This is a genomic window from Streptomyces sp. NPDC033216, assembly GCF_055577115.1.
Window position 1 is genome coordinate 18942 of sequence record NZ_JBVIQK010000031.1, and the last position, 24498, is coordinate 43439.

The 24498-nt window shown below is 71.4% G+C and carries 20 protein-coding genes and 2 pseudogenes; 14 read left to right on the top strand and 8 right to left on the bottom strand.

Features of this window, described 5'->3' with window-relative positions; genetic code table 11:
- Positions 1-19 precede the first annotated feature (19 nt).
- Both ACZ5Y0_RS33100 and ACZ5Y0_RS33105 read right to left on the bottom strand, forming a co-directional pair.
- The gene (locus ACZ5Y0_RS33100; RefSeq protein ID WP_469132349.1) at positions 20-3874 is read right to left on the bottom strand and encodes a S8 family peptidase; all 3855 of its coding nucleotides are present in this window, start codon (positions 3872-3874) and stop codon (positions 20-22) included.
- Positions 3875-4038: 164 nt separating this feature from the next.
- Positions 4039-4281, bottom strand: a pseudogene (locus ACZ5Y0_RS33105) (ABC transporter ATP-binding protein); the annotation flags it as partial.
- A 402-nt stretch (positions 4282-4683) separates the two neighbouring features.
- Here ACZ5Y0_RS33105 and ACZ5Y0_RS33110 point away from each other — a divergent pair.
- The 6 genes and pseudogenes from ACZ5Y0_RS33110 (at position 4684) to ACZ5Y0_RS33135 (ending at position 9176) form a co-directional block, all read left to right on the top strand.
- Entirely contained in the window at positions 4684-5385 is a 702-nt protein-coding gene (locus tag ACZ5Y0_RS33110) for a type 1 glutamine amidotransferase domain-containing protein (RefSeq protein ID WP_469132350.1), read from the top strand.
- Positions 5386-5501: 116 nt separating this feature from the next.
- Positions 5502-5984, top strand: coding sequence for a VOC family protein (locus ACZ5Y0_RS33115; RefSeq protein WP_469132351.1), 483 nt, complete (start codon positions 5502-5504; stop codon positions 5982-5984).
- Complete coding sequence (locus tag ACZ5Y0_RS33120; RefSeq protein WP_469132352.1) at positions 5981-7009, top strand: YncE family protein; 1029 nt, start codon at positions 5981-5983, stop codon at positions 7007-7009. The genes ACZ5Y0_RS33115 and ACZ5Y0_RS33120 overlap by 4 nt, the downstream gene beginning before the upstream one ends.
- 106 nt (positions 7010-7115) lie before the next feature.
- Positions 7116-7175, top strand: a pseudogene (locus tag ACZ5Y0_RS33125) (hypothetical protein); the annotation flags it as partial.
- A 7-nt stretch (positions 7176-7182) separates the two neighbouring features.
- Positions 7183-7455 (top strand): hypothetical protein, encoded by a 273-nt coding sequence (locus tag ACZ5Y0_RS33130; protein WP_469132353.1) that lies wholly within the window; start codon positions 7183-7185, stop codon positions 7453-7455.
- 815 nt (positions 7456-8270) lie between these two features.
- Positions 8271-9176, top strand: a complete 906-nt coding sequence (locus tag ACZ5Y0_RS33135) for a LysR family transcriptional regulator (protein ID WP_469132354.1) — start codon at positions 8271-8273, stop codon at positions 9174-9176.
- Between the two features lie 24 nt (positions 9177-9200).
- Here ACZ5Y0_RS33135 and ACZ5Y0_RS33140 read toward each other — a convergent pair whose 3' ends face one another.
- Complete coding sequence (locus ACZ5Y0_RS33140) at positions 9201-9995, bottom strand: SDR family NAD(P)-dependent oxidoreductase (protein WP_469132355.1); 795 nt, start codon at positions 9993-9995, stop codon at positions 9201-9203.
- A gap of 185 nt (positions 9996-10180) precedes the next feature.
- On the opposite strand from ACZ5Y0_RS33140, the gene ACZ5Y0_RS33145 reads away from it, so the two are divergent.
- From ACZ5Y0_RS33145 to ACZ5Y0_RS33155, 3 genes are all read left to right on the top strand, one after another.
- Positions 10181-10759, top strand: a complete 579-nt coding sequence (locus ACZ5Y0_RS33145) for a TetR/AcrR family transcriptional regulator (protein WP_469132356.1) — start codon at positions 10181-10183, stop codon at positions 10757-10759.
- 615 nt (positions 10760-11374) lie between these two features.
- Positions 11375-11794, top strand: a complete 420-nt coding sequence (locus tag ACZ5Y0_RS33150) for a hypothetical protein (RefSeq protein ID WP_469132357.1) — start codon at positions 11375-11377, stop codon at positions 11792-11794.
- Positions 11795-12108: 314 nt separating this feature from the next.
- Entirely contained in the window at positions 12109-15090 is a 2982-nt protein-coding gene (locus ACZ5Y0_RS33155; RefSeq protein ID WP_469132358.1) for a helix-turn-helix transcriptional regulator, read from the top strand.
- A 651-nt stretch (positions 15091-15741) separates the two neighbouring features.
- Here ACZ5Y0_RS33155 and ACZ5Y0_RS33160 read toward each other — a convergent pair.
- Both ACZ5Y0_RS33160 and ACZ5Y0_RS33165 read right to left on the bottom strand, forming a co-directional pair.
- Positions 15742-15954 (bottom strand): hypothetical protein, encoded by a 213-nt coding sequence (locus tag ACZ5Y0_RS33160; RefSeq protein ID WP_469132359.1) that lies wholly within the window; start codon positions 15952-15954, stop codon positions 15742-15744.
- Positions 15955-15960: 6 nt separating this feature from the next.
- Entirely contained in the window at positions 15961-16689 is a 729-nt protein-coding gene (locus ACZ5Y0_RS33165) for a helix-turn-helix transcriptional regulator (RefSeq protein WP_469132360.1), read from the bottom strand.
- 211 nt (positions 16690-16900) lie between these two features.
- On the opposite strand from ACZ5Y0_RS33165, the gene ACZ5Y0_RS33170 reads away from it, so the two are divergent.
- Positions 16901-18301 carry an amidohydrolase family protein gene (locus tag ACZ5Y0_RS33170; RefSeq protein ID WP_469132361.1) on the top strand — a complete coding sequence of 467 codons (1401 nt, stop codon included), beginning with the start codon at positions 16901-16903 and terminating at the stop codon, positions 18299-18301.
- A gap of 323 nt (positions 18302-18624) precedes the next feature.
- On the opposite strand, the gene ACZ5Y0_RS33175 is transcribed toward ACZ5Y0_RS33170, so the two are convergent.
- The 3 genes from ACZ5Y0_RS33175 to ACZ5Y0_RS33185 all read right to left on the bottom strand — a co-directional run bounded on the left by ACZ5Y0_RS33175 (position 18625) and on the right by ACZ5Y0_RS33185 (position 20329).
- Positions 18625-19593: a pirin family protein gene (locus ACZ5Y0_RS33175; protein WP_469132362.1), complete on the bottom strand. Its 969-nt coding sequence runs from the start codon at positions 19591-19593 to the stop codon at positions 18625-18627.
- Between the two features lie 4 nt (positions 19594-19597).
- The gene (locus tag ACZ5Y0_RS33180; RefSeq protein WP_469132363.1) at positions 19598-19909 is read right to left on the bottom strand and encodes a GNAT family N-acetyltransferase; all 312 of its coding nucleotides are present in this window, start codon (positions 19907-19909) and stop codon (positions 19598-19600) included.
- Between the two features lie 114 nt (positions 19910-20023).
- A complete protein-coding gene (locus ACZ5Y0_RS33185) occupies positions 20024-20329 on the bottom strand; it encodes an SCO4225 family membrane protein (RefSeq protein WP_469132364.1) in 306 nt (101 codons plus the stop codon).
- Positions 20330-20694: 365 nt separating this feature from the next.
- Here ACZ5Y0_RS33185 and ACZ5Y0_RS33190 point away from each other — a divergent pair, with 365 nt between their 5' ends.
- The 4 genes from ACZ5Y0_RS33190 to ACZ5Y0_RS33205 all read left to right on the top strand — a co-directional run bounded on the left by ACZ5Y0_RS33190 (position 20695) and on the right by ACZ5Y0_RS33205 (position 24442).
- Positions 20695-21168: a MarR family winged helix-turn-helix transcriptional regulator gene (locus tag ACZ5Y0_RS33190; RefSeq protein WP_469132365.1), complete on the top strand. Its 474-nt coding sequence runs from the start codon at positions 20695-20697 to the stop codon at positions 21166-21168.
- Positions 21169-21255: 87 nt separating this feature from the next.
- Complete coding sequence (locus ACZ5Y0_RS33195; RefSeq protein ID WP_469132366.1) at positions 21256-21543, top strand: Atu4866 domain-containing protein; 288 nt, start codon at positions 21256-21258, stop codon at positions 21541-21543.
- Positions 21544-21630: 87 nt separating this feature from the next.
- Complete coding sequence (locus ACZ5Y0_RS33200; protein ID WP_469132367.1) at positions 21631-23268, top strand: Na+/H+ antiporter; 1638 nt, start codon at positions 21631-21633, stop codon at positions 23266-23268.
- Positions 23269-23935: 667 nt separating this feature from the next.
- Entirely contained in the window at positions 23936-24442 is a 507-nt protein-coding gene (locus ACZ5Y0_RS33205) for a hypothetical protein (RefSeq protein ID WP_469132368.1), read from the top strand.
- The last annotated feature ends 56 nt before the right edge of the window (positions 24443-24498 follow it).

A 24498-nucleotide genomic window follows, 5' to 3' on the forward strand; every position in this document is an offset into this window, starting at 1 on the left:
GGGCCGACGCGCGTGTGGGTCAGCGCAGGAGGTAGGCGCGGTCGATGGTCTGCCGCACCTTGTTCCCGTGTTGGTCGGTCAGGTGGACCCGCAGGGACACCGAGCCGGAGCCTCGCGGATGATCCAGGATGAGCAGCCCGTCACCGGCCTCCGTCACCGGCCTCCAGGTGCCAGCCTCGTCATAGGACACCTCGAACTTCAGGGACTGCACACCGCCCGACACCGCCGCGCCCTGGATGGCGTACGGGACCTCGAAGCGGGTGCCCGCGGGAGCGGTACCGTCCGGTGCGAGCCGCGGGGAGAAACGGACGGCGGACAGGGGGAGGCGGCTCTCCCGGCCGTCGGGCACCTGCGCGGAGCGGAAGGTCCACTCTACGGCGACGCGCGTACTCAGGGGGAAAGTCGCGACAGGGCGGGACACCTCTGTGCTCAGGCAGTAGACGCGCTCGTCGGCGGGCAGAGCCAGCGCGTCGGAAGTGGTGAGTGGACGGTCGGAGGTGAAGATCTCCTCGCCGTCCGCCGTGAGGGAGGTGCGGGCTTCAGCGTAGGCGGACTGGCCGGAGTGGCCGGCGCCGTCACCGAACAACGGCAGGTTGGCTCGGAGGGTGTTGTCCTTCCTGATCGCTCCCGTCTGCAGGTGCTGGGGCACGTCCTGCGTGATCAGGATCGGACCGAACACGCCGTGGTTCATCCGAAGCAGGTGGCGGTTGCGGGTGAATGTCATGGGAGCCGTCATCAGGGTGGCGGTCCAGACGGATCCGCCGCCGTCCCTGCCGGGCGCGTACTGGTGGAGGTCGTACTCCCAGCGCACGTCGCTACCGCGCAGCAGGTACTCCGTCCGCCGTGTCGGCAATGCCGTCTCCGGGGTCTCGACACCTGTCCAGCTACGGCCGCTGAGGGTCCACGGCCCGGCGACCAGGATGGCCGTACGCCCCGCGGCGGGCGCTCCCGCCGTTACCGTGACCTCGGAGAGCTGTGAGCGGCGCACCTGTGCGCTGAAGCCGCTGAAGGGCGAGGCCGGACGGTTCCAGGCCAGGCGGTAGGTGGCGGAAGGGCTGCTGAGAACCTCCGCAATCAGCAATGACGCTTCGTCGAGCGGGACTGCCGGACCCTCCCCGGCGAACCGGTACTGCGCCGAGTCGGAGGGAATGCGGTAGGAGCTGCCGTATCCGTAGGGGCCGTTCACTTCGTACATCAGATGCCGTTCGACACTCACGGCTTGTGAGTCCGGGGCGGTGATGTCGATCGGTCCGGCGCTCCGCGCGTCCATCACCACGGTCGCGTCCGCCGTGAGGTCGAAGTGGGGGCGCAACAGCACGGCGGCGCCCCCTTGGCCTTCGGCGCCCGCGAACACGGTGCCCTCCAGCGCGTAACGGCCGCGCGGCAGCCGGACGGTGATCTCGCCGTCCGCGTCCCCGACGGTCCGCCAGACGGAACCGGTCGCCGCCTCCCTCCCCTTGACTCCCGTGTGGGCGAAGCCGGTGGGCGCGCCACCGCTGTCCAGGTGACGGATCGTCAGGTCGTATGACTCGACCTCGCGTTCCGTGCCTAGCGCGGTGCGGGCGACCGGCTTGCCGTCTACGGTGGCGAGCAGAGCGCCACCGAACATTCCGTCGCTGTCCCCGGCCCTGGTGTCCGCGGTCACCGTGACTGCCGCGGTGCCGCCGCCGGGAACGACCAGCCGTGCGGGCGTGACCGTGAACATGGCCTCGGCGGCAGGCTTCCCGTCGATGCCGAAGGCTTGTTCCGAGAGGTCTAGCGTCACGGACTGTGTGCCGGTGTTGTGGTAGGTGACCTCCTTGCTGATCAGCGGATCGTCGCTGTGCGGCCATCGCTGGACACCGAAGTCGAGGGCGGCGGGGACGGTGGTGACGCGCTGTTCCAGAGCGGCCGCCACGTCGATCCGGCCGCTGCCCTGGACGTAGGCGGAGTGGCCGGGAGAAGGCCTCGCCGACGCGGTGAGCGCCGCCTTCAGCCGCTCACCGTCCCAGTCAGGGTGGCGCTGGGCGACGACCGCTGCGGCTCCCGACACATGTGGGGTGGCCATCGAGGTGCCCGACATCGACACGTAGTCGTCCCCGACCGGATCTCCCTCTCTGCCCTCGGCTGCACCGGCCGCCACGATGCCCGTACCCGGAGCGGTCACGTCGGGCTTCAAGGCGCCGCTTGCGGTGGGGCCCTGGCTGGAGAAAGGAGCCAGGGCATCGGCGCGGTTCACAGCGCCCACGGTCAGCGCCGCGGGTGCGCTGCCCGGTGAACCGATGGTGCGCGCTCCGAACTCGCCCTCGTTGCCCGCCGCGACGACGAACAGTGCCCCTGTTTTCGCCGAGAGCGTTTGAACGGCTTCCTCCAGGGGGTCGGTGCCCTCGGTGTCCTCGCCGCCGAGACTGAGGTTGACCACCTCGGCGCCCTGGCCGACGGCCCACTGCATGCCGGCGATGATGTCTGACTCGGTGCCCGAGCCGCCCTCGTCGAGCACCTTGGCGTTCAGCAGCCGCGCCCCGGGGGCCACACCTCGGTGCTCACCAGCCGACGCGGCACCGGAGCCGGCCACAGTGGACGCGACATGGGTGCCGTGGCCGTGACGGTCCACCGCGTCCCGGTCGTCTGAGAAGTTCCGCTCGGCCACGATCCGGTTTTCGAGGTCCGGGTGACTGGTGTCGATCCCGGTGTCGAGCACGGCGACGGTGACTCCCGTGCCGTCGTACCCGGCCTTCCACGCGGTGGGCGCGCCGATCTGCGGCACACTGCGGTCAAGTACGGCGCGTCGCTTCCCGTCCAGCCATATCCGCTGCACGCCGGTCGCTGTCCGCCGTGCCGTGCCGGCCGACTGGTCGGTGAGGGTCTCCCAAAGGTCGGCGGCACCCGACTTGCGCGCGCTGACAGCGGCACCGTTCACAGCGGGCAGTCGGCGTTCGACCGTGGCCCGGGCACGCGCCATTTCGTCCTCGGGAGGTGACGCGCCCCTGCCGTACGTCACGATCAGCGGCAGGTCGGAACGGTGGCGGTCGTCATAGCCCAGGTCGGTCAGACCCGTGATGTCGAACAGCCGGGTGTCGATCCGGCCGCGGGCCAGCAGGAGTTCTGCGTCGGACGGTATGACGCGAAGGTGGCCCTCGGCACGCTGGATCCTGAAAACCACCTTCTCGCGGCCTTGAGCGGGCTCGACCGTCACCTGATCGCGGCTGTCGAGGGTGACGCGGTCGCCGGTCACCAGGGTGACGGTCCGCAGGGCACCCGAGCCATCTGTTCGCGGGGTCGGGTCCGCATGTGCCGGTGGGTTGGGTCCTGCGAGCAGGGCTACGGGCAGGCTCACCGCCAGTGCCGCCAGCGTGATTGTCCTCGTTCTTCTACGCACGGGGAAGCAGCCTCCTTCGAGGGAGTCGGACGGAGCCGTCAGGGCGCGTACCGTCCCGGACCGCTTCCGGTGGTTCGGCGCGAGGCCGGCGGCGCGCGTGTCGGCGCATCGCCCGGGCTTTCCTCCGTCACCTTGAACTGTCCGCTCGGCGACGCTCCTTCCCGTGATCCACGTCACTGCGATGCCTGCCCCGACGTCCGTGCGCACGGGGGCGATGACGGCCGAGGCATGTCGAGGCAGGGGAGGGGCGTCCGGGGAGGAGCCGGCGATCACCGTGCGGTCGCCGGAGGTCCCGACGATGCGACGGCCAGTGCTCCGAGCCAGTGTGCGCAGGGCCGGCTGTACACCGTCCCGGCTGGGGTGGGTGGCCGCGTGGGCGGTGAGGGCGTCGTGGATCATCCGGCCGCCGGCAATGATCTGGCCGTGTTCCTGGCGGACGGCCCGGGTGGCGCTCTGTACGGCGAACCAGGCCGTGGCCGCGATCGAGCAGACGGCCACCAGGACGGAAGTGGCCATCAGACGCGCCAGAAGGCTGCGGCGGAAGGGCACTTTGGGACACATCAGAGTCAACGGCCGCCGTCGTGGCCGGTGCCGGAGGACAGCTTGTAGCCGACGCCGAAGACGGTGACCAAGTGGACCGGGTGCTGTGGATCCGGCTCGACTTTCTTGCGCAGATCGGCGATCAGGGCGACCCGATCGCTGACCTGGCGTACGACGAGGTCGTGTGCGACGAAGACCAGCGCGAGTCCCAGCTCCCGCTGCAACTCACCGAGCAGGCGACCACCTGGGCCTGAGTGGTGACGACGAGCGCGGAGCCCGGCTCGTCGCAGACGATGACGCGCGGGTCGGCCGTGAGTGCCCGCGCGCTGGCACTGGCCGCCGCTGAACTCGTGCGGGTAGCGGACGTAGTGGGCTCGCTGCACAGCCGGGACGCTCCGGCCGCGGCAGCCGGTGGGCGCGCCGCTCTCGATACCGCGCTGGACTCGGGAGCTGCCCGCTGCGCGGATCTCGTCTCGGCGCTCGTTCGCCGGCTGGACGGCCGCGTGGAACAGCCGACGGTCGAACTGCGCGAGTACTCCAGGGAGCGCCCCACCGGGACGAGGAGGGCGACGCTGCCCAGGACCCGCAGCAGTTCGCGCTCCCACCGGCGCGGGGGGTAGCCGACTTTCAAAACACGGCCCCGAGTCATAACAATTCTTATGGCACTCGGTATGTGCCTGGATGACTGGTGATGGATTCTGGGGTTGTCCCCAGCCGCCGGATACCCGGCGGCACGCGGCTCGCCGCGTGACATCCCGTTACCCACGACAAGGTCAGGCACATCCATGTCGAAGATCCTTATGGTCATCTCCGCCGCCACCACCCTGCAACTGGCTGACGGGTCCACTCACCCCACCGGCTTCTGGGCCGAGGAGGTCGCCGCCTCCCACCGCGTGCTCAAGGCCGCCGGCGTGGAGGTGGACATCGCCACCCCGGGCGGCGTGAAGCCCACCGCCGACGCGCTCAGCCTCAGCGAGCAGGGCGGCGTCTCCGACGCGGACGCGGAGGAGTTCGAGGCGTACCTCGTCGGCATCGCGAATGAACTCGCCGCACCGCTGGCCCTCTCCGACGTCACCATCGGCGACTACGACGCGATCTACATCCCGGGCGGGCACGCCCCGATGGCCGATCTCGCTCGGGACGCCGACCTGGGCCGGCTCCTGAACGAAGCAGACGCCCAGGGCAAGACCGTGGCCGCCCTGTGCCACGGTGTCGCCGGTCTGCTGAGCGCGTCCAAGGCTGACGGCAGCTTCACGTTCGCCGGCCGTGACCTGACCTCGTTCACCGACGAGGAGGAGCGCCAGGGCGGCCTCGGCGAGAACACGCCGTTCTTCGTCGAGTCCCGGCTGCGCGAGCGGGGAGCGGTCCCCCGCACGGGTGCCGCCTGGAGCAACACGGTCGTCGTCGACGGCAACCTCATCACGGGCCAGAACCCGCAGTCGAGCACGGCCACGGCCGAGTCCGTCCTCAAGGCCCTCTCCGCCTGAACCAGGGCGCTGAGCCCGATTCGACGGCCGGGAGCCACCGGTGCTCCCGGCCGTCGGATCAGTTCCACCAGCACCGCGCACCCAGCGTCAGTCCCGCCTGCGAAAGAGAGAAGTCCGTGACAATTCCTGTCCTCAACCGGGGCCTTGACCACATCGCCATCCGCGCCTACGACCTGGATGCCTCTGTCGCCTTCTACACCGAGGGGCTCGGTTTCCGCTTCGTCCGGGAGTGGACTCTCGGCGGCGGCGCGACCCGCGTCGTGTTCCTCGATGCCGGTGACGACCGTCTCATCGAGCTGTTCGACGCCGGCTCCACCCCGCCCGGTGGGGCGTCGCAGCCGCTTGATCCCGCGCACCGACCCACCGACGCCGAGCGTGGCCGTGTGGCCGCGCTGGTGCACTTCGCCATCCGTACGGACGACGCCCCCGCCCTCTTCGACCGTGCGCTCGCCGCGGGCGCCCGCCCGTTCGCCGGACCGATGAAAATCACGACCGACGCCCCGAACTCGATGAGCTTCCAGGCCGCTTTCGTCTACGGTCCGAACGATGAGGTGATCGAGTTCATCGACCGGGAGACCGGCGAGGGCAGCCGGCGATGAACGGCGGAGAGCGGGAGCGGCCCGTCCTGGCCGTGGTCACCTCCACCGGGGCGGCGCTGCGTTTCTTCGACGGCCTGACCTATGATCCGCTGGGCGACCTTCCCGTGCCGGCCCAGCCGCACGAGATCGCCGTCGACGCGGGGGCCGGCGTCCTGTACGTCTCGCACACCTACCGTTCCGGGGTCTACACCGACCCGGGCGAGAAGGCCCACGAGATCTCCGTCGTCGACCCTCAGGAGCGCAAGGTCGTAGGGGTGGTGTCGCTCGCACCGGAGGTGGCGCCGCACGGCCTCGCCCTCGACCAGGACCGCGGACTGCTGTACGCGACCGTCGAAGCCGGGGCCGCCGGCGGCGGAGCGATCGCGGTGATCGACACCGCCACCCGCAAGCAGGTGGACCGGATCGAGGTCGGTGCCCGGGGCCCTCACTGGTTCGCCATCACGCCGGACGGCGCAAAAGGCTACGCGACCAACAAGGCCGACCCGTTCATCTCCGTGATCGACCTCGCCGAACGGACCCTGGCCGGGCGGATCCCCGCACCGTACGGCACGGAGGAGATCACGGTCTCGCCTGACGGCCACCGCGCCTACGCGGCCGGCATGGCACTGCACCGCTACGACGCACACGCCTCCGCCCCGGCCCCGCTGCTCGTCATCGACACCGCCAGTGACTTTGTCGTCGCACACGTCCCCCTGGCCGCTCCCGGATGCCCGGTGCACGTCGCCGCGGACGGCCGTGTCCTGATCGGCCTGGCACCCACCGGCCCCGGGGGAGAGCCGGAGGCCGGGCAGCTGACGGTCCTGTCCGCCGACGGGCTCGCCCCGCTGGTCACCGTGCCCGTGGGCCGAGCCCCGATCACTATCCGCACCACCCCGGACGGCGACCGCGCGTTCGTCGCCAACCTCCGCTCGGGCACCGTGCACGTCGTCGATCTCGCCGATGGCTCCGTGGGCACGGTCCTGGACATCGACCCGGGCGACCCCGACACCACGCAAGGTGCCCACGGCATCGCTTACCTCCCCTGACGCGCCCGCAACTCTCACCGAACGGAGCACGCTTCGATGACTCGCAGTCCCCCAGGAGACCTTCCGTGACCACGTCCGGGCGCTCGACTCCGGCGACCTCCACGCGATCGCCGCCGACTTCACACCCGACGCCGTCTTCGTCACTCCTGGCGGCATCCTGCACGGACGCGACGGTGTCCAGCAGGGCATCGGCGTCGTCCTGGCCGATCTCCCGGACGCGCAGTGGAGCCAAGGGGTGGGACGCCTCCGGTGCGTGGAGCGAACCGGCCGACGCCGCGCACCCCCGCCCGGCGCCGCTCTTCCCCGACGACGTCCCGTTCCTCGAACGGGCAGCGACCGCGGGCGAAGCGTGCCTCGAGGACGGCGTGGACACCCTCGTCTTCCGCGACGGCCTCATCCGCGCCCAGACGTCCGCTACACCCCTGCTGACCGACCCTGCGGCCTGACGGCCCTGCGGCCCGGCGCCGACGATCGAGACGCCGGGCCACCACCGGCCACACAGCACGGACACCGGGCGCGGCTTGCGTACGAGTGAACCGCACCTTTTCACGTACCGGAAGGACGGCCAGATGACGCAACGACCGGCCTCCCCGATCCCGACGCCCACGCCCCTCGAGGCGTCACACTCGTCATCAGCTGGGCCGTCGACGCAGGCAAGGAAGAGCGGTTCGACACCCTCACTCACGAGATCGCGGCCCACGCGCGCCAGTTCTGCGGCCACGAGGGCATCACGCAGTTGCGCCCTCCTACAGGCCGGGGGATCTACCACAGCCTCCTTCGCTTCACCGACGAAGAACGTCCCACGCAGTGGGTCCGCCTGCCGCAGCGTCAGAAATGGCTCCATCGCCTCCACGACATCGCTCACGAAGTGTCCGCATCACCCCGCAGACCACGGGAACCGACCTGGTTCAGCCTGCCCGACCAATCGGTCGAGGCGCCACCAAAGTGGAAGGCGACGCTCGTGACGATGCTCGGCGCCCACCCCGTAGCCTTCGGCATCACCTGGTCCTCGCCCCACAGATCACAGACTGGCCCCTACCCCTGCGCGCGCCGGCCTTCCCTCTCGTGGCGACCCGCTGCCGACCTTCCTGATCATGCCCTTCCTCAGCAGGCTCTTCCGGAACTGGCTCTGTCCGGACGCCCACCGCTGACAAGAACAACCCACACCCACCACGGGCAGCGGGAGGTCGTCCCTACACTGAGCTGCCGCACCTCGCGCACCGGTGGCGGGCGCCCCGAGCAACGAAAGAGGGAAGAAAGCGTGCCGAGCCTGGACCTGCTGGCCACATTCCTGGAGATTTACCGGGCAGGCTCCCTCTCCGCAGCCGCACAAAGGCTGGGCGTGACCCAGCCCGCCGTCACCGGCCAGCTCGCCCGCCTGGAGGACCAGATCGGGGAGCCGCTCTTCATCCGCTCCCGCAAGGGCGTCACCCCCACACCGCGCGCCGCGGCCCTCGCGACCCGCGTGAGCCTGCACCTGGACGGCCTTCGTGACGCCCTGGGCTCCACGGAGGCCGAGCCGGCACTGCGCGGAACGGTACGCATCGGTGGCGCGGCCGAGATCATGACCCTCCGGGTACTGCCCGCGCTCGCCCCGCTCACCGGCCGCGGACTGCACCTGCGTGCGGCGTTCGGCCTGGCCCAGGATCTCCTCACCGAACTGGCCGCAGACCGGCTCGACCTGGTCGTCTCCGCCATCCGGCCCCCACGCCAGGAGCTCTTCGCCGTCCCCCTGGTCGACGAGGAGTTCCTCCTCGTCGGCCCGCCGTCCATGGCCCGCACCGTGGACGACGACCGGCTGCGCACCGCCCCGGCCGACGCCCTGGCCGCATTGCCTCTGGTCGCCTACGGAGAAGAGTTGCCGATCCTGCGCCGTTACTGGCGCAGCGAGTTCGGTCACCGCCCCCCCAACCCCGTCGCGCTCGTCGCCCCCGACCTGCGTGCGGTCCTGGCGGCCGTCGAAGCGGGCGCCGGGATCTCCGCGCTACCGCGCTACGTGGCCGAACCCGCCTTGGCCGCAGGCCGCATCACTCAGCTCCACCGCCCCGAGGCGCCTCCGCTCAACACCATCTACCTCGCGGTACGCCGCGGCGCGCCGACCAACCCGGCCCTCACCGTCGTGCGCGAGCGGCTCACTGACGCGGCAGCTGGTTGGGGAGGGCTCTGAGTCGACGGTGGCGCTGGACCCGCGTCACGGCGTGAGGGAGGTGAGGGTGCCTCCTTCGACCTTCAGGGCCGCACCCGTGGTCGCCGAGGCGCGGACGGAGCTGGTGAACAGGATCAGATCGGCGACCTCGGACGGCTGGATAAGGCGCTGGATCAGCGACGTCGGCCGGAACCGGGCGATGAACTCGCGCTGCGCGGCGTCGAAGGTCTCCGCCTCGGGGATGAGGGCGGTGATGTACTCCTCGATGCCTTCCGTGTGCGTGGGGCCGGGAAGTACGGAGTTGACGGTGACACCGGTGCCGGCGGCGGCCTTGGCCAGGCCGCTGGCAACTGCCAGCAGGGCCGTCTTGGTCATGCCGTAGTGGACCATGTCGAGCGGTGTGTCGATGGCCGTCTCGCTCGAGACGAACACGATGCGGCCGAACCCACGCTCCATCATCCCGGGCATGTACTGGCGCGCGAGCCGGACACCGCTGAGGACGTTGACCTCGAAGAAGCGACGCCACTCCTCGTCCTGGATCTCCAGGACCGGGGTGGAAGCGAAGATGCCGGTGTTGTTGACCAGGACGTCAATCGCAGGTATCGCCTCCAGAAGCGTCTGAGCGCCCTCGGCGGTGGAGACGTCGGCGGCGACGGTGACGATATCCGCACCCGGCACCCGGGCGCGCATGCCGTCGGCGGCCGCCTTGAGCCGGGCCTCGTCGCGCCCGTTGAGAACGGTGCGGGCCCCCGCCCGGGCGAAGGCCTCCGCGGTGGCCAGGCCGATGCCCAGCGTCGAGCCGGTGACCAGGACGGTACGGCCGGTGAAGTCGATGTGCATGAGTCTTCCCTTGGTAGTGCGGCGCCCCGAACCAGCAGCGCTGCGCTCGGCGACCCGACCGATGAGACGGATCGTTCTCTTCGAGGATGAGACGGAACGTTCTCTCTGTCAAGCGGTTGCTGAAAAGAACGATCCGTCTCATAATGGGTGGCGAAGACTTGCGCTCACCGAACAGGAGGCACCAGGTGCGACGATCGGCCGACGAGACGCGCCGGCACATACTGGACGTGGCCGGCAACCTGTTCTACTCCCGTGGTGTCCGCGCGGTCGGCATGGACCTGGTGATCGGCACGGCAGGCGTGGCCAACGCCACCCTCTACCGCCAGTTCGCCAACAAGGACGAACTGGTCACCGCCTACCTGGTCACCCGCAACGCGCACTGGTGGGAGCGGCTCCGCGAGGCGGCGGCAGCGGCGCCGGATCCCCGTGCCCGCATCAAGGCCCTGTTCGACCTCACCCGTCAGGACATGGGCACGCCCGGCTACCGAGGCTGCGCCACACTCAATATCACCAGCGAGTTCCCCGACACGGACCATCCCGCCCACGCCGCAGCCGTCGCGCACAAGGCCGAGGTGCAGAGCTGGATCAGCGATCAGCTCCGCGCAGCAGGCGACGCGGACGCCGACGACACCGCCGGCAAGCTCCTGGTCATCCTCGACGGCGCCCAAGTCCTCGCGGCGGCCATGGCGACCGACGCCCCCGGCGACCACATGATCCAGCTGGCGGAACAGCTCCTCGACGCGCGGCTGCCCGCACCTCGGTGATGGATGACGGCCGTCATCACTTCGGTCGGCGGTGCGGAAGGCGAGACGGCGGGTACTACGCCGCCATCCACGCTGCTCTGCCCATGAGCCTGAACGTCACCGCCGCCATCGCAGCGACCTTGAGTGCGCCGACCCGTCGTAGACTCACCCTCCCGGAGACCGGAGGCGTGGAGGCGCCGGCGAGGCCGACTTGGCCAGCACCGACCGCATTCGTTCGGTCCGCTGGCTGTACCGCCGGGTCAGGCCCGCGACCTGCTCGACGAACGTACGCCGCTCGCAGGTGACCCCTTCGCAAGTGAAGTGCCGGACACGAAGCCGCAGCACTACCCGCCGTCCCGCCACAGGAAGGTCACCCGTCGGCCGGGTGCCGTCCGTAGTGAACGGCGAGGGCAGCCGCGGGTCCACCTCGACGTGGGGGAGGTCGACCAGCCAGCTCCCGGGGTGTGCCGCGGCGCTTCGGCGTTTCGGTCTGGTCAGTCCAGGCATACGACCGCAGCGTTGGCGGCGATTCCCTGCTGACGAAGTGCTCGATCAGACCGGAGAGCATGACGCGTGCAACCTCATGCGGCGCAAAGCTCGCTCCCCGAAGGATCCGCCATCGGCGGCACGTGCGCCGTGCACTTCGGTGCTGACCGCGATCAGCCGGTCGCCCGGTTCGAGCTGGAACGACGTCTGCTCCTGGTGGCCCTGCTGGATCACCCGGAGCGGGCCCGTGAACTGCGTCGGTGCCCGGAGCGCATCCCGGGCGCCGCGGAGGAGTTCCTGCGCTACGACGCACCGGTGGAGGGCATCCCCACCCGCTTCGCCACCGAGTGCTTCACCCTTGGTGGAGCGCTTGTCGAGGCGGGCGACACCGTTACCGTGGCGCCAACCCCCGCGGGCCCGGACGCCCCAGTCGAGGCGGACGGCGACCCCAACCGGCTGGACGTCCTTCGCGACTTCGCACGCCACGTGTCCTTCGGCCACGGCATCCACTACTGCATCGGGGCACCGCTGACCCGCCTGGAGGCGACGATCGCACTGCGGGCCTGCTGACAGGCCTGCCGGAGATGGCGTGGGCCCGACCGACGGAGGGCGTCACCTGGCTGCCCGTCGGCATCACCCGGGGACCGGTCCGCCTGCCCGTCACGTTCACACCGGAGAAGGGCCCTGGCGTGGCGGGATCCGGCCTTACCTGGTCGGCGCAACGCCGTGAGCTGTGGGGCAGCGCGCCACAGCTCACGCGTAGACGCCTTGCAGACGGGTCGTAGACGCACCTGGCCGAGGATTCCGACAGCGAGCCACGCACATTCGTCGCGACGACGAGACAGGCATACACGCGGGGTATCGAAATGCTGGGGAGAACGACCGTGGGGGGCGATGACAAGGTGGGCGACCGATCAGAGGTCGGACCCGGAGCGGCGGGGCTGCTGGGCCGCAGTGGGGAGAGCGCCGCACTGCGGGCGCTCGTCGTGCGGGCCTGCGCCGGCAGCGGCGGCGTCCTCGTACTGCACGGCGAGGGAGGCATCGGCAAGACCACGCTGCTCGACAGCGTGCACACCGAGTACCGGACACTGCAGGTCGTGCGCGTGGAGAACACACAGACCGAAACCGAGCTGTCCTTCGCCGGACTCCAGCGCCTGACCGGTCCTTTGATCCGCCATTTCGGCGGCCTGCCACAGCCGCAGCGCGACGCGCTGGGCGTGGCGCTGGGACGCCGCTCGGGCCCGGCCCCCGACCCGCTGCACCTAGGGCTGGCCGTCCTCGGCCTGTTGTCGGCCGCAGCCGAGGAACAGCCGGTCCTCTGCCTCGTCGACGACGCGCAGTGGATGGACCGCAGCTCGCTCGCCGTGCTCGCCTTCGCGGCCCGGCGTATCGCCGCCCAGCGCATTGCCGTCCTTGTCGCCGCCGAGGACATCGACCGCCTCGGGGAACTGAGCGGACTGCCAGCACGTGCCGTCGGGCCGCTCGGTGACCGGCACGCACGGGAACTGCTGGACAGCACCGTCCGCGCCCCGCTCGACCAGCGGGTGCGTGAGCGTGTCCTGACGGAGGCACACGGGAATCCATTGGCCCTGCTCCACCTGCCCCGCTGGATCGGACCGACGGAGATGGCGGCCAGGTCGACCGACGGGGGCCGGGGAGGACCGAAGCGGCTGGAGGAGTCCTTCCGTATCCGCTTGTCCCAGCTCCCCACCGACACGCAGCTGCTGCTGCTCCTGGCGGCGGCGGAACCCGACGGTAATCCTCTCGTGGTCCGCCGGGCTGCGGCGCGGCTGGCCATCGGCCCCGACGCCGCGGCGGTCGCGCAGTCCGCGGGCATCCTCGACACCAGCGCGCGGATGTCATTCCGCCACCCGCTCCTACGGTCCATGGTCTATGCGGCGGCTTCCTCGACCGAGCGGCGGCGCGCGCACGCCGCCCTGGCCGAGTGCTGTGACGCCGGGCAGGATCCCGACCGTCACGCCTGGCATCTGGGGCAGGCCGCCGCAGGCTTCGACGAGGAGGTGGCCGGCCGCCTGGAGGAGGCCGCGCGCAGGGCGGCGCGGGGCGCCGGGGCGGCCGCCGCCTGCGGGTTCTGGGAACTGGCCGCCGCCCTCACGGCGGATCGCCGGACCAGGGCGTCGCGGCTGCTGTCGGCGGCGTGCGCCAAGCGGGAGACCGGCGCGTTCCGCCAGGCACTCGCTATTCTGGCCTCCCTCAGACACGAACCAATGCCCGATGCCGATCACGCCCGGGTGGTCGTGCTGCACGCGCGCACGGTGTACGCCGTCCAGCGCGACGAGGAGGCGGTGCGCCTGCTGGTGGACGCGGCACGTCTGGTGGCGGACCAGGATCCCGCCGCTGCTCGGCGCGTCCTGCTTGACGCGTTCGCGGCCGTCGCTTTCTCCGGACGGCATCTCTCCCAGGAGAGGGTCGCGGACATCGTTGTCGAGGCCCGGCGGATATGCCCGAACATGGACGTGGACGTGGACGTGGACGTGGACGTGGACGTGGACGTGGACGTGGACGTGGGCTTGGACGTGGACGTGGACAGGGGCCCGAACGTGGACGTGGACGGGGGCCCGGCAGCGTCCCAGGACAAGGGCGGCTCCGACGCTGCCGGAAACCCGGTTGCCACTGGCAGCCCGGCCGCCGACGGCAGTCCGGACGGTCTGGTAGGCCTTGTGCTGCGGGCCCAGATCGCCTCGCTCTCCGAGGGGCCCGCAGTCGCCGCACCTCTGATGGCCCGGGCGCTGCACGGATGTCTGGCCGACCCCCGTGCCGCGGCGCTGGACGCCCCGAACTTGGCACGCCTAGCCAGCGACGCCGCTTTGTACGTGGGTGACGCGCGGGCGTGGCAGCGGCTGGTGGGCAGGCAGGTACAGAGCGCGCGAGCGAGCCGAGACCACGTCGCACTGCCCATCGCGCTGAACCACCAGGCCATGGTGGACCTGTACTTCGGCCGCCTGGACGACGCGGCGAAGCGGGTGGCGGAGGCCCACGGAATCACCGAGACCCTCGGGATGGCGCCGCTGCGTTACGCGGATCTCGCGTTGGCCGCGTGGCGGGGCGACGAGGTGGCCGGTGTCCCGCTCATCGATCTCGCGGAGCGCGAGGCCGGTGAGCGCCGGGAGGGACGGCTGCTGACGGCCACGGAATACGCGCGTGCCGTCCTGCACAACGGAGCGGGCCGGCCGGAGGCGGCGCTCGCGGCCGTGGGGGAGCCGTACGACGGTGCCGGAGCGGGCTACCGGGTCCTGCTGGCGGCGGAGTGTGCCGAGGCCGCCGTGGCCTGCGGGCAGACGCCGTCGGCCCGATCCGCCCGCGAGGTGCTCCGGGAGAACGCCCTGGCGTGCGGCACCCCATGGGCCGAAGGGCTGTATCTGCAGACCCAGGCGCTGCTCCAGGACGGCGCCGAGAAGGAGGAGTCGTACCGGCGGGCCGCCGAGGAACTGACCCGGGCCGGTGCCGTGCTGCAGGCGGCCCGAGTTCACCTGTTGTGGGGCGAGTGGCTACTGAAGACCGGGCGTCGCACTCAGGCGCGCCAACCGCTGAGGCAGGCATGGACGGTGTTCTCCGGCGCTGGCGCGAGGGCCTTCCGGACCAGGGCCGCCATCAAGCTCGGCGCGGCCGGCGAGCGGTCCGTGCGGCCCAGTAGGGGCGTGCACGCACTGACGGCCCAGGAGTTGCGCGTGGCGCGCATGGTGGCGTCGGGGGAGACCTCACGTGAGATCGGCGCGGCCCTCTTTGTCAGTCCCCGCACGGTGGACGCTCACGTCCGCAGCATCCTGCGCAAGCTCGACATCCTCTCGCGGCGTCAGCTCCGTCACGTGGAAGGGTTGCGGGCGGCCGACCGCAGCGAGGTGTGACAACGCGGCTGAACCGCGCCAGAGGCAGCTGCGGTCCTGCGGGGGCCGCCACCGGCCGCTGGCCTGACCGACATGTCACGCGGTACGCCGGGTGCCCGGGTGCGCGGCACCCGGTCCGAGGCCCCCGGCACCGCTGTTCCCGGGAGCACCACGGCCTTCCCCCCGTACGCCGGCAGGCGACGCTCGACCGGCATCCCGCCGACGCCTCGGAGCGTCCGGTGGCAGAGGCGGGCAGGAGGAGCGAGGGAGTGAACGCCTCGACCGCGGTGCGTCTCGTTGGCGTGTCCGTCCTGCTGGCCGCCCTCGTGGGCTCCGCCGTCCGGCGGGAGACCGCTTCCGCTCCGTCCCCGGCCGTCGCCTCCCACGCCCGGCGACAACGCCGGCAACCGGACCCCGGCGTCCCACGCCTTGTACCACGAGCACATGGTCCTGTATCGGGAAACTGATCGTCGCACCAGGGGCCGTGCGACCGCGAGCGGCGACCGAGCCGACAGCGCACAGTGACTCAGATTGCCGTGGACCGCGGCGAAGCGCCCTGGTGCGCTTCGGGAGGATCCGACAGGCTCTTCAGCAAGCAGCACCCGACCGCAGGCGGCGAGCGGCTCTCGCCGTTCACCTCGCACGGGGGCGGCGCCGTTGGAATCGCGGTTGTCACTCAGAACCCGGAAGGCGGACCGTCGGCGTCCTCCGGGGCAGGTGACCGCGCTGCCCGCCCGCCGGGGGCGACGGCTCGCTCTCCCGAGACCGGCCGAGGTCCACGGACGACTTCCAGGCGGCCAGCAGGCGCAGGGCCGTCTCGTCCGCGGACCCGGACTGCGTCGTGTAGACGAAGAGGGTCTGGTCCTCCCGTCCGGCCAGGGCCATGGCCTGTTAGGAGACGGTGAGGTCGCCGACGACCGGGTGGTGGTACGCCTTGGTGCCCCAGGTCCGCTCGACCACCCGCCGGTCGGCCCAAAGGGCGCGGAAGTCAGCGCTCTGCACCGACCGCTCACCGATCAGGTCAGCGAGTTCCCGGTCGGCGGGCCGCCGTCCCGCTTCCATGCGGAGCATCGCGGCGGTGTCGGCGGCGACCGTGTCCCAGTCCCCGTACAGTTCTCGGGCGTAGGGGTCGAGGAAGACGAACCGGGCCGGGTTGCGCCCCCGGGGAGCGAGCGCGGCGAAGTCGGTGATCAGCGCGTACGCGAGGCGGTTGCCCGCCAGGACGTCCGTGTGGCGGCCCAGTACGAAGGCGGGACTGTAGGCCCTGTCCAGCGTCTCCAGGAGCCGGTACGTCGTGGGGTCGACCTGTTGCAGCGCTCGGCCGGGCTCTTCGTGGCGCGGCCGGTGGTCGCCGGCGAGGTCGAAGAGGTGGGCGCGCTCGGCGCCGTCGAGTCGCAGGGCGGCGGCCAGCGAGTCCAGCACCGCGTGGGAGGCCGTACGGCTGCGGCCCTGCTCCAGCCGTGTGTAGTAGTCGACGCTCATGCCGGCGAGCTGGGCCAGCTCTTCACGCCGCAGACCGGACACCCGCCGGCGCCCGGTACGGGGCACACCGACCTCGTCCGGGACGAGCCGGGAACGGCATGACCTCAGGAACTCTCCGAGAGTGACGAGTTGATCCATGGGCTCCATGGTGCGCACCGGGCGGAGCGGTGGGCGAGCTGTGAGGGTGGCCGTGTTGTTCCTGTCCTGCCGCTGGTCCGGGCGGTTCCTGGGAGCGGTACTCCCAGGTACACGGCGGCCTGGTGCGGGGGTGCGGCGCGCGGCGACGGTGGGTGCAGCGCCGGGCCGTTCGGGGCCGGCGGTGTCCCTCCTGACGATGTGGGTGTGTGCCATGTACTTCGACGATTCCGTACGCAAGGGTCTGCTGGACCGGCTGCTTTCCTCGGCCGGCGACCGTGACCGGCGTGTCCTGCTCACGGGTGCCACGGTGGTCACGATGGATCCGACGCTGGGCGTGCTGCCCAGCGGCGACGTGCTGATCGAGGGCGAGGTGATCGCCGCGGTGGGCGCGGACCTGCGGGCGCAGGGCGCCGCGACGGACGCGGTGGTGATCGACGCGTCGGGCTGCGTCGTGGCGCCGGGGTTCGTGGACACGCACCGGCACGCCTGGGAGACGCAGCTGCGCCGCGTCATGCCGGACGTGGACGACCTGGGCGGCTACGTCACCACGACCCTCTTGGGATACGCGCCGGTGTACCGCCCGCACGACATGTACGTGGGCACCCGGCTGGCGGCCCTCACGGCGCTCGACAGCGGCATCACCACGATGCTCGACTTCTCCCACAACTCCCGTACGGCCGCGCACTCCGACGCGGCGGTGCAGGCGCTGGCGGACTCCGGGATCCGGGGCGTGCACGCGGCGATGGCCCCGCACTTCGGCGACTGGGACAAGCAGTGGCCCACGGACGTGGCGCGGCTGCGGAAGGAGTACGGCAGCGGTCTGCTCACCTTTCGCATCGCCACGCTGGCGACGGGCGAGATCGCCGGCCCGGAGCTGGAGTACGGGCCGCGGCTGGCCGCGGCGGCCCGCGAGCTGGGCGTCGGGGTGAGCGTGGACGCGGTCTTCGGACTGCCGTCGTCGCGGGCGATCCTGGAGTGGGAGCGGCAGGGGCTTCTGGGCCCGGACCTGACGCTGATCCACTCCACCGGCCTGACCCCGGACGCCTGGCGGGCCATCGGCGACAGCGGGACGACGATCGCGCTGGCGCCGACGTCAGACGCGCAGATCGGCCTGGAGTCGGCGATCCCGGCGGTGGACGAGGCGCTGGCGGTGGGGGTGCGGCCGGGGCTGAGCATCGACGTGGAGGTCGCCCTGGCCAGCGACATGTTCACGCAGATGCGGGCCCTGCACGCCATCCAGCGGATGCGGGCGGTCAACGCCGCCTACGGCACCGATGCCGAACCGCGCCGGATCAGCACCCTCGACGTACTGGACTTCGCCGCTCTGCAGGGGGCCCGGACGAACGGGCTGGGCGAAGTGACCGGTTCGCTGACGCCGGGCAAGCAGGCCGACGTGCTGGTCGTGCGTGCCGAGGACATCAACAACATGCCGCTGAACGACGCGGTGGGCACGCTGGTGCTGGGGGCCGACGCCCGCAACGTCGACACCGTCTTCGTCGCCGGGCAGGTCCGCAAGTGGGACGGGCGCCTGCTCGACGTCGACCTCGCCGCCCTGCGCGACGACGTCGCCGCCTCCCGTGACCACATCCTCGACGCCGGCACTACCGCCTGACCCTCGCACCCGTGCACGGGCGGGCGCGGTGACCGGCCCGATGATCCGCGCGCGTACCGCCCATCGGTGAAACCCGCCGATGCGGGCACGGCCGGTGGACCGCAGGATGGCCGGTGTGAGGGGCCACGACGCGAGCCGCCGCCGTACCGGTTCACCTGTGGTACCTCAGCCCGGCCGACCGGCCGGCGCGAAAGCACCGGGTCGGCCGACCTCCCCCGATCGGTCGGCCCGGCCCGGCGCCCGCCGGGTCCGGTGACAGTGACATCGGACCCGGCGGGCGCCGGGGGGTCGCCTTCCGGCTGCACGGCAGCGTGTGCGCGGGCTCAGCGCTCCCGGCCGCGGGCCTTGAGACGGGCCTCGGGCAGATCCGGGGCGGGGGTGGGATCCCCGTCGAAGCCGTGGACGGTGCCGAAGCGCCGCCCGGCGTTCCAGTCCGCACGGGCCTCGGCGATCTCCTCACCGCTGCGGCCGATGAAGTTCCACCACATGACGATCTTCTCGTCGAACGGCTCACCGCCCAGGAGCAGCAGGTGGCTGTCGGCGGCGGCCCGCAGGGGAAGCTCCCGGCGGCCGCACCCCAGGTACAGCATGGACCCGGGATCCAGCGACACGCCGTCGACGTGTGTGGAGCCGGACATGGTCAGCACCGCGTACTCGAAGTCGGGTTCCAGCGGCAGTTTCACGTCCGTGCCAGCGACCAGGGAGAGGTCCGCCCCGACCAGGGGCGAGTAGGTGGTGCCGGGCGAGGCGGCGCCGTCGATCTCGCCGAGGACGACGGTGGCCCGCAGCCCGGCACGCGAGGTGACCAGCGGTAGGTCGGTGTGGTGCTCGAAGGCGGGGGAGACGTGGCGGTGCGCGTCGGGGAGGGCGACCCAGAGCTGGGCCCCGTGCAGCAGTGGCGCGTGCGCGAGGGGGGACTGCTCGGCGTGGGCGATGGCCCGGCCCGCGGTCATCAGTCCGAGCTCGCGGGGGCGGATGGTTTGCAGGCTGCCGACACTGTCGCGGTGCAGGACGTCCCCGTCGTGCAGCCAGCTGACGGTCTGCAGGCCGGTGTGCGGATGGGGCGGGACCCACATGCCGGGCTCGTCGGCGATGTCGTCGGGTCCGTAGTGGTCGACGAAGCACCAGGCACCGACCATCCTGCGCCCGAGGTTGGGCAGCAGCCGGCGTACGACGGTGCTTTCGCCGAGCGGGGTGATCCGGGGCTGGAGCAGTTCGTGGACGGGGCGGGCGGAGATCTCGTCGCGGCCTCCCCGGCGCAGGACGGGCGGCGCGGTGTCGAGGTTGCTCACCGCGTCACAGCCCGAACCGGGCGCGGTCCTGCCGCGGGACCAGCTCGGCGTAGTCCGGGTGCCTGGTGATCCAGCCACGGACGAAGGGGCAGTAGGGCAGCACCTTGAGGCCGCGCTCCCGGGCCGCGTCGAGGGCGCCGTTGATGAGCAGGCCGGCGAGGCCGCGGCCCCCGAACCGCTTGTCGATCTCGGTGTGCAGAAAGGCGATCTCGTCCTTGTACGCGTGGTACTGGGCGAAACCGGCCAGGTCCGCGCCCTCGTGGATCTCGAAGCGGGACTGGGACGGGTTGTCGGTCACGGTCACCTGCGGGTCCATGGAGTCTCCTGTGCCTGGTGGTGGCTGCGGACGGGCGGGCCGCTGCCGGCCGCGCACTTCCCTTCCCAGTTTTGATGACATATCAATAAAACCGGGGTGTCGGACATGGTCTTTCTAGCGGCGGGTGGCGGTCCGACGCGCCAGCAGGCCGATCAGATAGGCGTTCACCAGTGCGCAGGCCGCGATCAGCAGGGTGAACGGCAGCACCTCGAAAGCGCCGGCCAGCAGTACCACGACGCTGACCGGCGCGGTCGCCGCGACGGGGTAGATGCCGGCGAAGGAGGAGTCCGCCTGTGCGACGAACGCCGCGTCCACGTGCGCCCATGCCAAAGTGGCGGCGACGACGGCCAGGTAGATGCGCGAGGCCCGGCTGCCGGTGGTGGTGCGGAACAGGGACCGGGACGTGGCGGCGATGCTCATGGTGCCCTTCGGGGTGCGGAGGTGGGGGTCGGACTGTGTGCGGCTGCATCGACCCTGGCACGGCACACCGCCGCCGCGCGTCGGCGGCAACTGCCTACCTCGCGGCCGGGTGCTTCTCGGGTGGTGCTGTCCTAGGCGGGTTTCGGGCGGCGACGGCGACGTGGTTGCCGTCCTTGAGCGGCGATGAGGAAAACCTTCCGTGGGCCCCGGGCCGGGGTCTGTCGCTCGTTACGTCAACGAGTCCGTTCGGCGGCCCCGCAGGGATGAAGGCCAAGCTCTTCCTGGGACTGCCGCCCCCGGAAACGGACGGCCTCTCCGGCAATCCATGGTATGATGACGTGTCAACAATGTGATAGTCTCGGCTCATGCGCGAACCGTCATGGCTGAGCCCCGTAGAGGCCGACGTATGGGCGAAATACCGGCGCCTGCGCCGCGAACTGCACCGGGCCCAGGAGCAGCAGCTCCTGCGCGACTCGGGCCTGTCAGCGGCGGACTACGCCCTGCTGGCCCCGCTGTCCGAGGCGGCGGAGGGTCTGCTGCGGGCCAAGGACCTCGGGGCCGAGGTGGACTGGGAGCGCAGCCGTCTGTCGCACCAGATCAGCCGGATGGAGAAGCGCGGTCTCGTCACACGCGAGGCGTGCGCGGAGGACGCCCGCGGTTCCATGGTCCGGCTCACGCCGGCCGGGCGGAAGGCCATCGAGGAAGCAGCGCCCCGACATGCCGCGACGGTGCGGCGGCTCTTCTTCGACCCCTTCACGGACCAGGAGGTCCGCCTCTTCGGCGAGTTCCTCGACCGCGTCCTGACGCAGGTCGACGCGGAGGCGGCGGACCCGTCCTGAGCGCCGCCCGCCGCTGAACCTGGGTGGGGTGCACCCAGGAAACCCGCGGCCTGGTGCCTGCCGGTGCCGCGGGCGACCGTGGATGCCATGAACACCAACGACACCTCTTCCCCCGCCCCGCACCCCTACGTCGGGATGTGGGTCACCGCCGACGGACACATCCGTCAGGAACTGCTGCCCGACGGCCGTTACGACGAGGCCCGCGGCACCCGGCGCAGTGCGTACACCGGCAGCTACACCGTCACCGGCGACCACATCGACTACGTCGACGACACCGGCTTCACCGCCACCGGAGACGTCCGCGACGGCGTCCTGTACCACGAACACCTGGTCCTGTACCGCGAGGACGAGGTCCCAGTCCGCGACCGCCGCTGACCAGGCTGTCCTGCCCGGCACACGGGCAGGACAGCCTCCCTTCTCCTTCCGCCTCGTCCGCCCCCGAACCTTGGAAGGCACACGGACATGGAGAGCCTGGAACTGGTCGTCGCCGTCGCCGCGGCCGTGCTCGTCACCGGATGGACCGCCCGCCGCACCGGCCTGAGCGAACCCCTGCTCTTGCTGGGCGCGGGCTGCCTCCTGGGCCTGACGCCGGCGTTCGACACCATCACCCTCTCGCCCGAAGTGGTGCTGCTGCTGTTCCTGCCCGCCCTGCTGTACTGGGAGGCGCTGACCTCCTCGGTGCGGGAGATCCGCCACAACCTGCGCACCATCGCCCTCCAGTCCACCGTGCTGGTCCTGGTCACCGCGCTGGCTGTGGCGGCCGTGGCCCACGCCTTCGGCTACCCCTGGCCCCTGGCCCTCGTGCTCGGCGCGGTGCTCGCGCCGACCGACGCCGCCGCCGTCGCCGCCGTGGCCCGCGCCATGCCCCGGCGCATCCTGACCGTACTGCGCACCGAGAGCCTCCTCAACGACGGCACGGCTCTGGTACTGCTCGCCGTCGCCATCGAGGTGGCCGCCGAGGACGCCCCCTTCAGCTGGGTGGGGACCTCCCTGCGTTTCGTCGAGTCCTACGCCGGCGGCATCGCCGTCGGTGCCGCCGCCGCCCTGCTGCTCAGGCTGGTCCGGCGCCGGCTCGGCGACCCGCTGCTGCACAGCGTCCTCAGCGTCGCCACCCCGTTCCTCGCCTTCCTGCCCGCCGAAATCCTGCACGTCTCAGGCGTCCTGGCCGTCGTCACCTGCGGACTGGTCACCAGCCGGTACGGGCCCCGGGTGATCAGCCCCGACGCCCGCGTGCAGGCCACCGCCTTCTGGGAGGTCACCAGCCACCTCCTCAACAGCGCTCTGTTCGTCCTGGTCGGCATGCAACTGCCCGCCGCGGTCCGGGCCCTGACCTCCACGGACCTGCTGCAGGCCGTCGCTGTGGCCCTCGCCGTGAGCGCCGCGGTCGTCGGGACGAGGTTCCTGTGGTTCTACAGCGTCCCCTACGCGGTGCGTCTGGTGGACCGGCGGCCCACGCAGAAGGCGCGCCGGATCGGGGCGGTGCAGCGGCTCCCGCTGGCCTGGGCCGGCATGCGCGGCGCCATCTCCCTGGCGGCCGCACTCACCGTCCCGGCGGTGACCACCGAGGGACGGCCCGTGGAGCACCGCGACGCCATCGTCTTCACCACGGTCGTCGTCATCGTCGTGACCCTCGCCGTGCTCGGTCCGACCCTGCCGGCCGTGGTCCGGCGCTCCCGTACCGACGCCGACGACGAGCAGACCACCGAGTCCGTCCTCGCCCACCACTACCTCGGTGCCGCCGCGCTGAGCGCGCTCCCGGTTCTGGCCCGCCGCTACGGCGTCGAAGAGGGCACGGTCGCCCAGCTGGAACGCGACATCAGCGACCGCGTCCACGGTGGGGAGGCCGCCACCCGGCGCAGCCGCAGCGCCCACCAGCTGGAGGCCGCGCTGCTGCACGTGAAGAGGCAGGCGCTGACCGAACTGCGGGACGCCGGGCGCATCGACGACATCGTGCTGCGCGGCGTCCAGGACGTGCTGGACGCGGAGGACGTACGGCTGTCGCTCAAGGCGGCGCGTGTCACCGACCTCATGGACGCTGAGATGGCCCACCACGAAACCAACGGCGGCGGCGGTGTCATCCGCGAGGGAGACACCCAGTGAATGACGGCGGGCAGCGGCATCCTGCACGACGAACTGCCCACGGAGCGCATGCACAAGGCCGGCGCACGCATGCACGCCGAGCAGCTCTGGGCGACCTGCCCGCGTCGCTGAAGATGGCGGCCGGCCCCGCCACCTCAGGACGCGCTGCGGCTGCTGACCTCCGATGACGACGGCGGCGCGCTCGTGCGCCTGATCGCGGGGCCATCGCCGGACGCACCGGCCCCGGCGTCACCCACACGCCGATCACCTGCGCACACGCGTCCCTCACGGGGGACGCGCGGCTGTCCATCCCGGGGAACCTTTCAGTGCCATGGCGTACGTCCTCCCGAGCCACGGCGCGGCAGGTGAGGCGGGGCGCCCGCTGAGTGCTGGGCAGCTCGCGGTGTTCGGGCCGGGCGACCACGTCACCGTCCGGGCTCTGTCCCGTCATCCTCTGCTGCCGCGTCACGTCCTGCAGTGCCGTCCCTGGTACCGCGCCCGGCCGGACCGGGTGTCAGCGGACGCGCTGTCATGTGTGCGATGCCGTCGCGGAGTTGTTGTCACCCCCTTGCAGGATTTTGTTGACGCGTCAGCAAAACTAGGTTAGTTTTCAACTATCACCCGAGGGGGATCGGACCGGGCAACGGACCGGTCCGCACGCCCCCCGGAAGCTGACCGGAGGATCGTCATGAACAAGCAGTCCCTCATGCCGCGTGTCGCCGTAGTGCTCGCGACCCTGGGTGCCGTCGCGGCCGGCTCCGGCTTTTCGGCGCACGCCGCAACCCCGCAGGCTCCGGCGACGCCGCCGGCCCCCACGGCGGAGAGCCAAGGCGAGCTCTTCCCCGAGCTGAACGGCCTGCGCATCAAGGCGGCCGGCTCCGACGACATCTACCTCGTCCTGGATGGCCAGCGGCACCTGGTACCCAGCTCCGTCACCTACAACGCGCTCTTCCGCGGCACCGACGGCGTACGCCTGGTCCTCACCACCGCGAACATCGCCGACGGCGGATCGCTCACCGCCTACGCCCACCTGGCCCGCAGCACCGACGACACCACCGTCTACCTGGTCTCCAACGGCTACAAGCGGGAGATCACCCCCGCCGCCCTGGACAAGTTCGGCTTCAACACGACAGCGGTCCGTGCGACCTATCCGTCCGTGCTGGCCGCCCTCCCCACCGCCACCCCGCTCACCTGACCGGCACGGGCGGGGCGGCCCGGCCGCCCCGCTGTACCGGCCAGTCGTGCTCGGCG

Excerpts from the sequence above, each read along its gene's own strand:
- ACZ5Y0_RS33100 (WP_469132349.1), bottom strand. The coding sequence starts at position 3,874 with ATGGCCACTTCCGTCCTGGTGGCCGTCTGCTCGATCGCGGCCACGGCC.
- ACZ5Y0_RS33195 (WP_469132366.1), top strand. The coding sequence starts at position 21,256 with ATGAACACCAACGACACCTCTTCCCCCGCCCCGCACCCCTACGTCGGG.
- ACZ5Y0_RS33190 (WP_469132365.1), top strand. The coding sequence starts at position 20,695 with ATGCGCGAACCGTCATGGCTGAGCCCCGTAGAGGCCGACGTATGGGCG.
- ACZ5Y0_RS33185 (WP_469132364.1), bottom strand. The coding sequence starts at position 20,329 with ATGAGCATCGCCGCCACGTCCCGGTCCCTGTTCCGCACCACCACCGGC.
- ACZ5Y0_RS33180 (WP_469132363.1), bottom strand. The coding sequence starts at position 19,909 with ATGGACCCGCAGGTGACCGTGACCGACAACCCGTCCCAGTCCCGCTTC.
- ACZ5Y0_RS33120 (WP_469132352.1), top strand. The coding sequence starts at position 5,981 with ATGAACGGCGGAGAGCGGGAGCGGCCCGTCCTGGCCGTGGTCACCTCC.
- ACZ5Y0_RS33200 (WP_469132367.1), top strand. The coding sequence starts at position 21,631 with ATGGAGAGCCTGGAACTGGTCGTCGCCGTCGCCGCGGCCGTGCTCGTC.
- ACZ5Y0_RS33205 (WP_469132368.1), top strand. The coding sequence starts at position 23,936 with ATGAACAAGCAGTCCCTCATGCCGCGTGTCGCCGTAGTGCTCGCGACC.
- ACZ5Y0_RS33170 (WP_469132361.1), top strand. The coding sequence starts at position 16,901 with ATGTACTTCGACGATTCCGTACGCAAGGGTCTGCTGGACCGGCTGCTT.
- ACZ5Y0_RS33140 (WP_469132355.1), bottom strand. The coding sequence starts at position 9,995 with ATGCACATCGACTTCACCGGCCGTACCGTCCTGGTCACCGGCTCGACG.
- ACZ5Y0_RS33110 (WP_469132350.1), top strand. The coding sequence starts at position 4,684 with ATGTCGAAGATCCTTATGGTCATCTCCGCCGCCACCACCCTGCAACTG.
- ACZ5Y0_RS33165 (WP_469132360.1), bottom strand. The coding sequence starts at position 16,689 with ATGGATCAACTCGTCACTCTCGGAGAGTTCCTGAGGTCATGCCGTTCC.
- ACZ5Y0_RS33160 (WP_469132359.1), bottom strand. The coding sequence starts at position 15,954 with ATGGCCCTGGCCGGACGGGAGGACCAGACCCTCTTCGTCTACACGACG.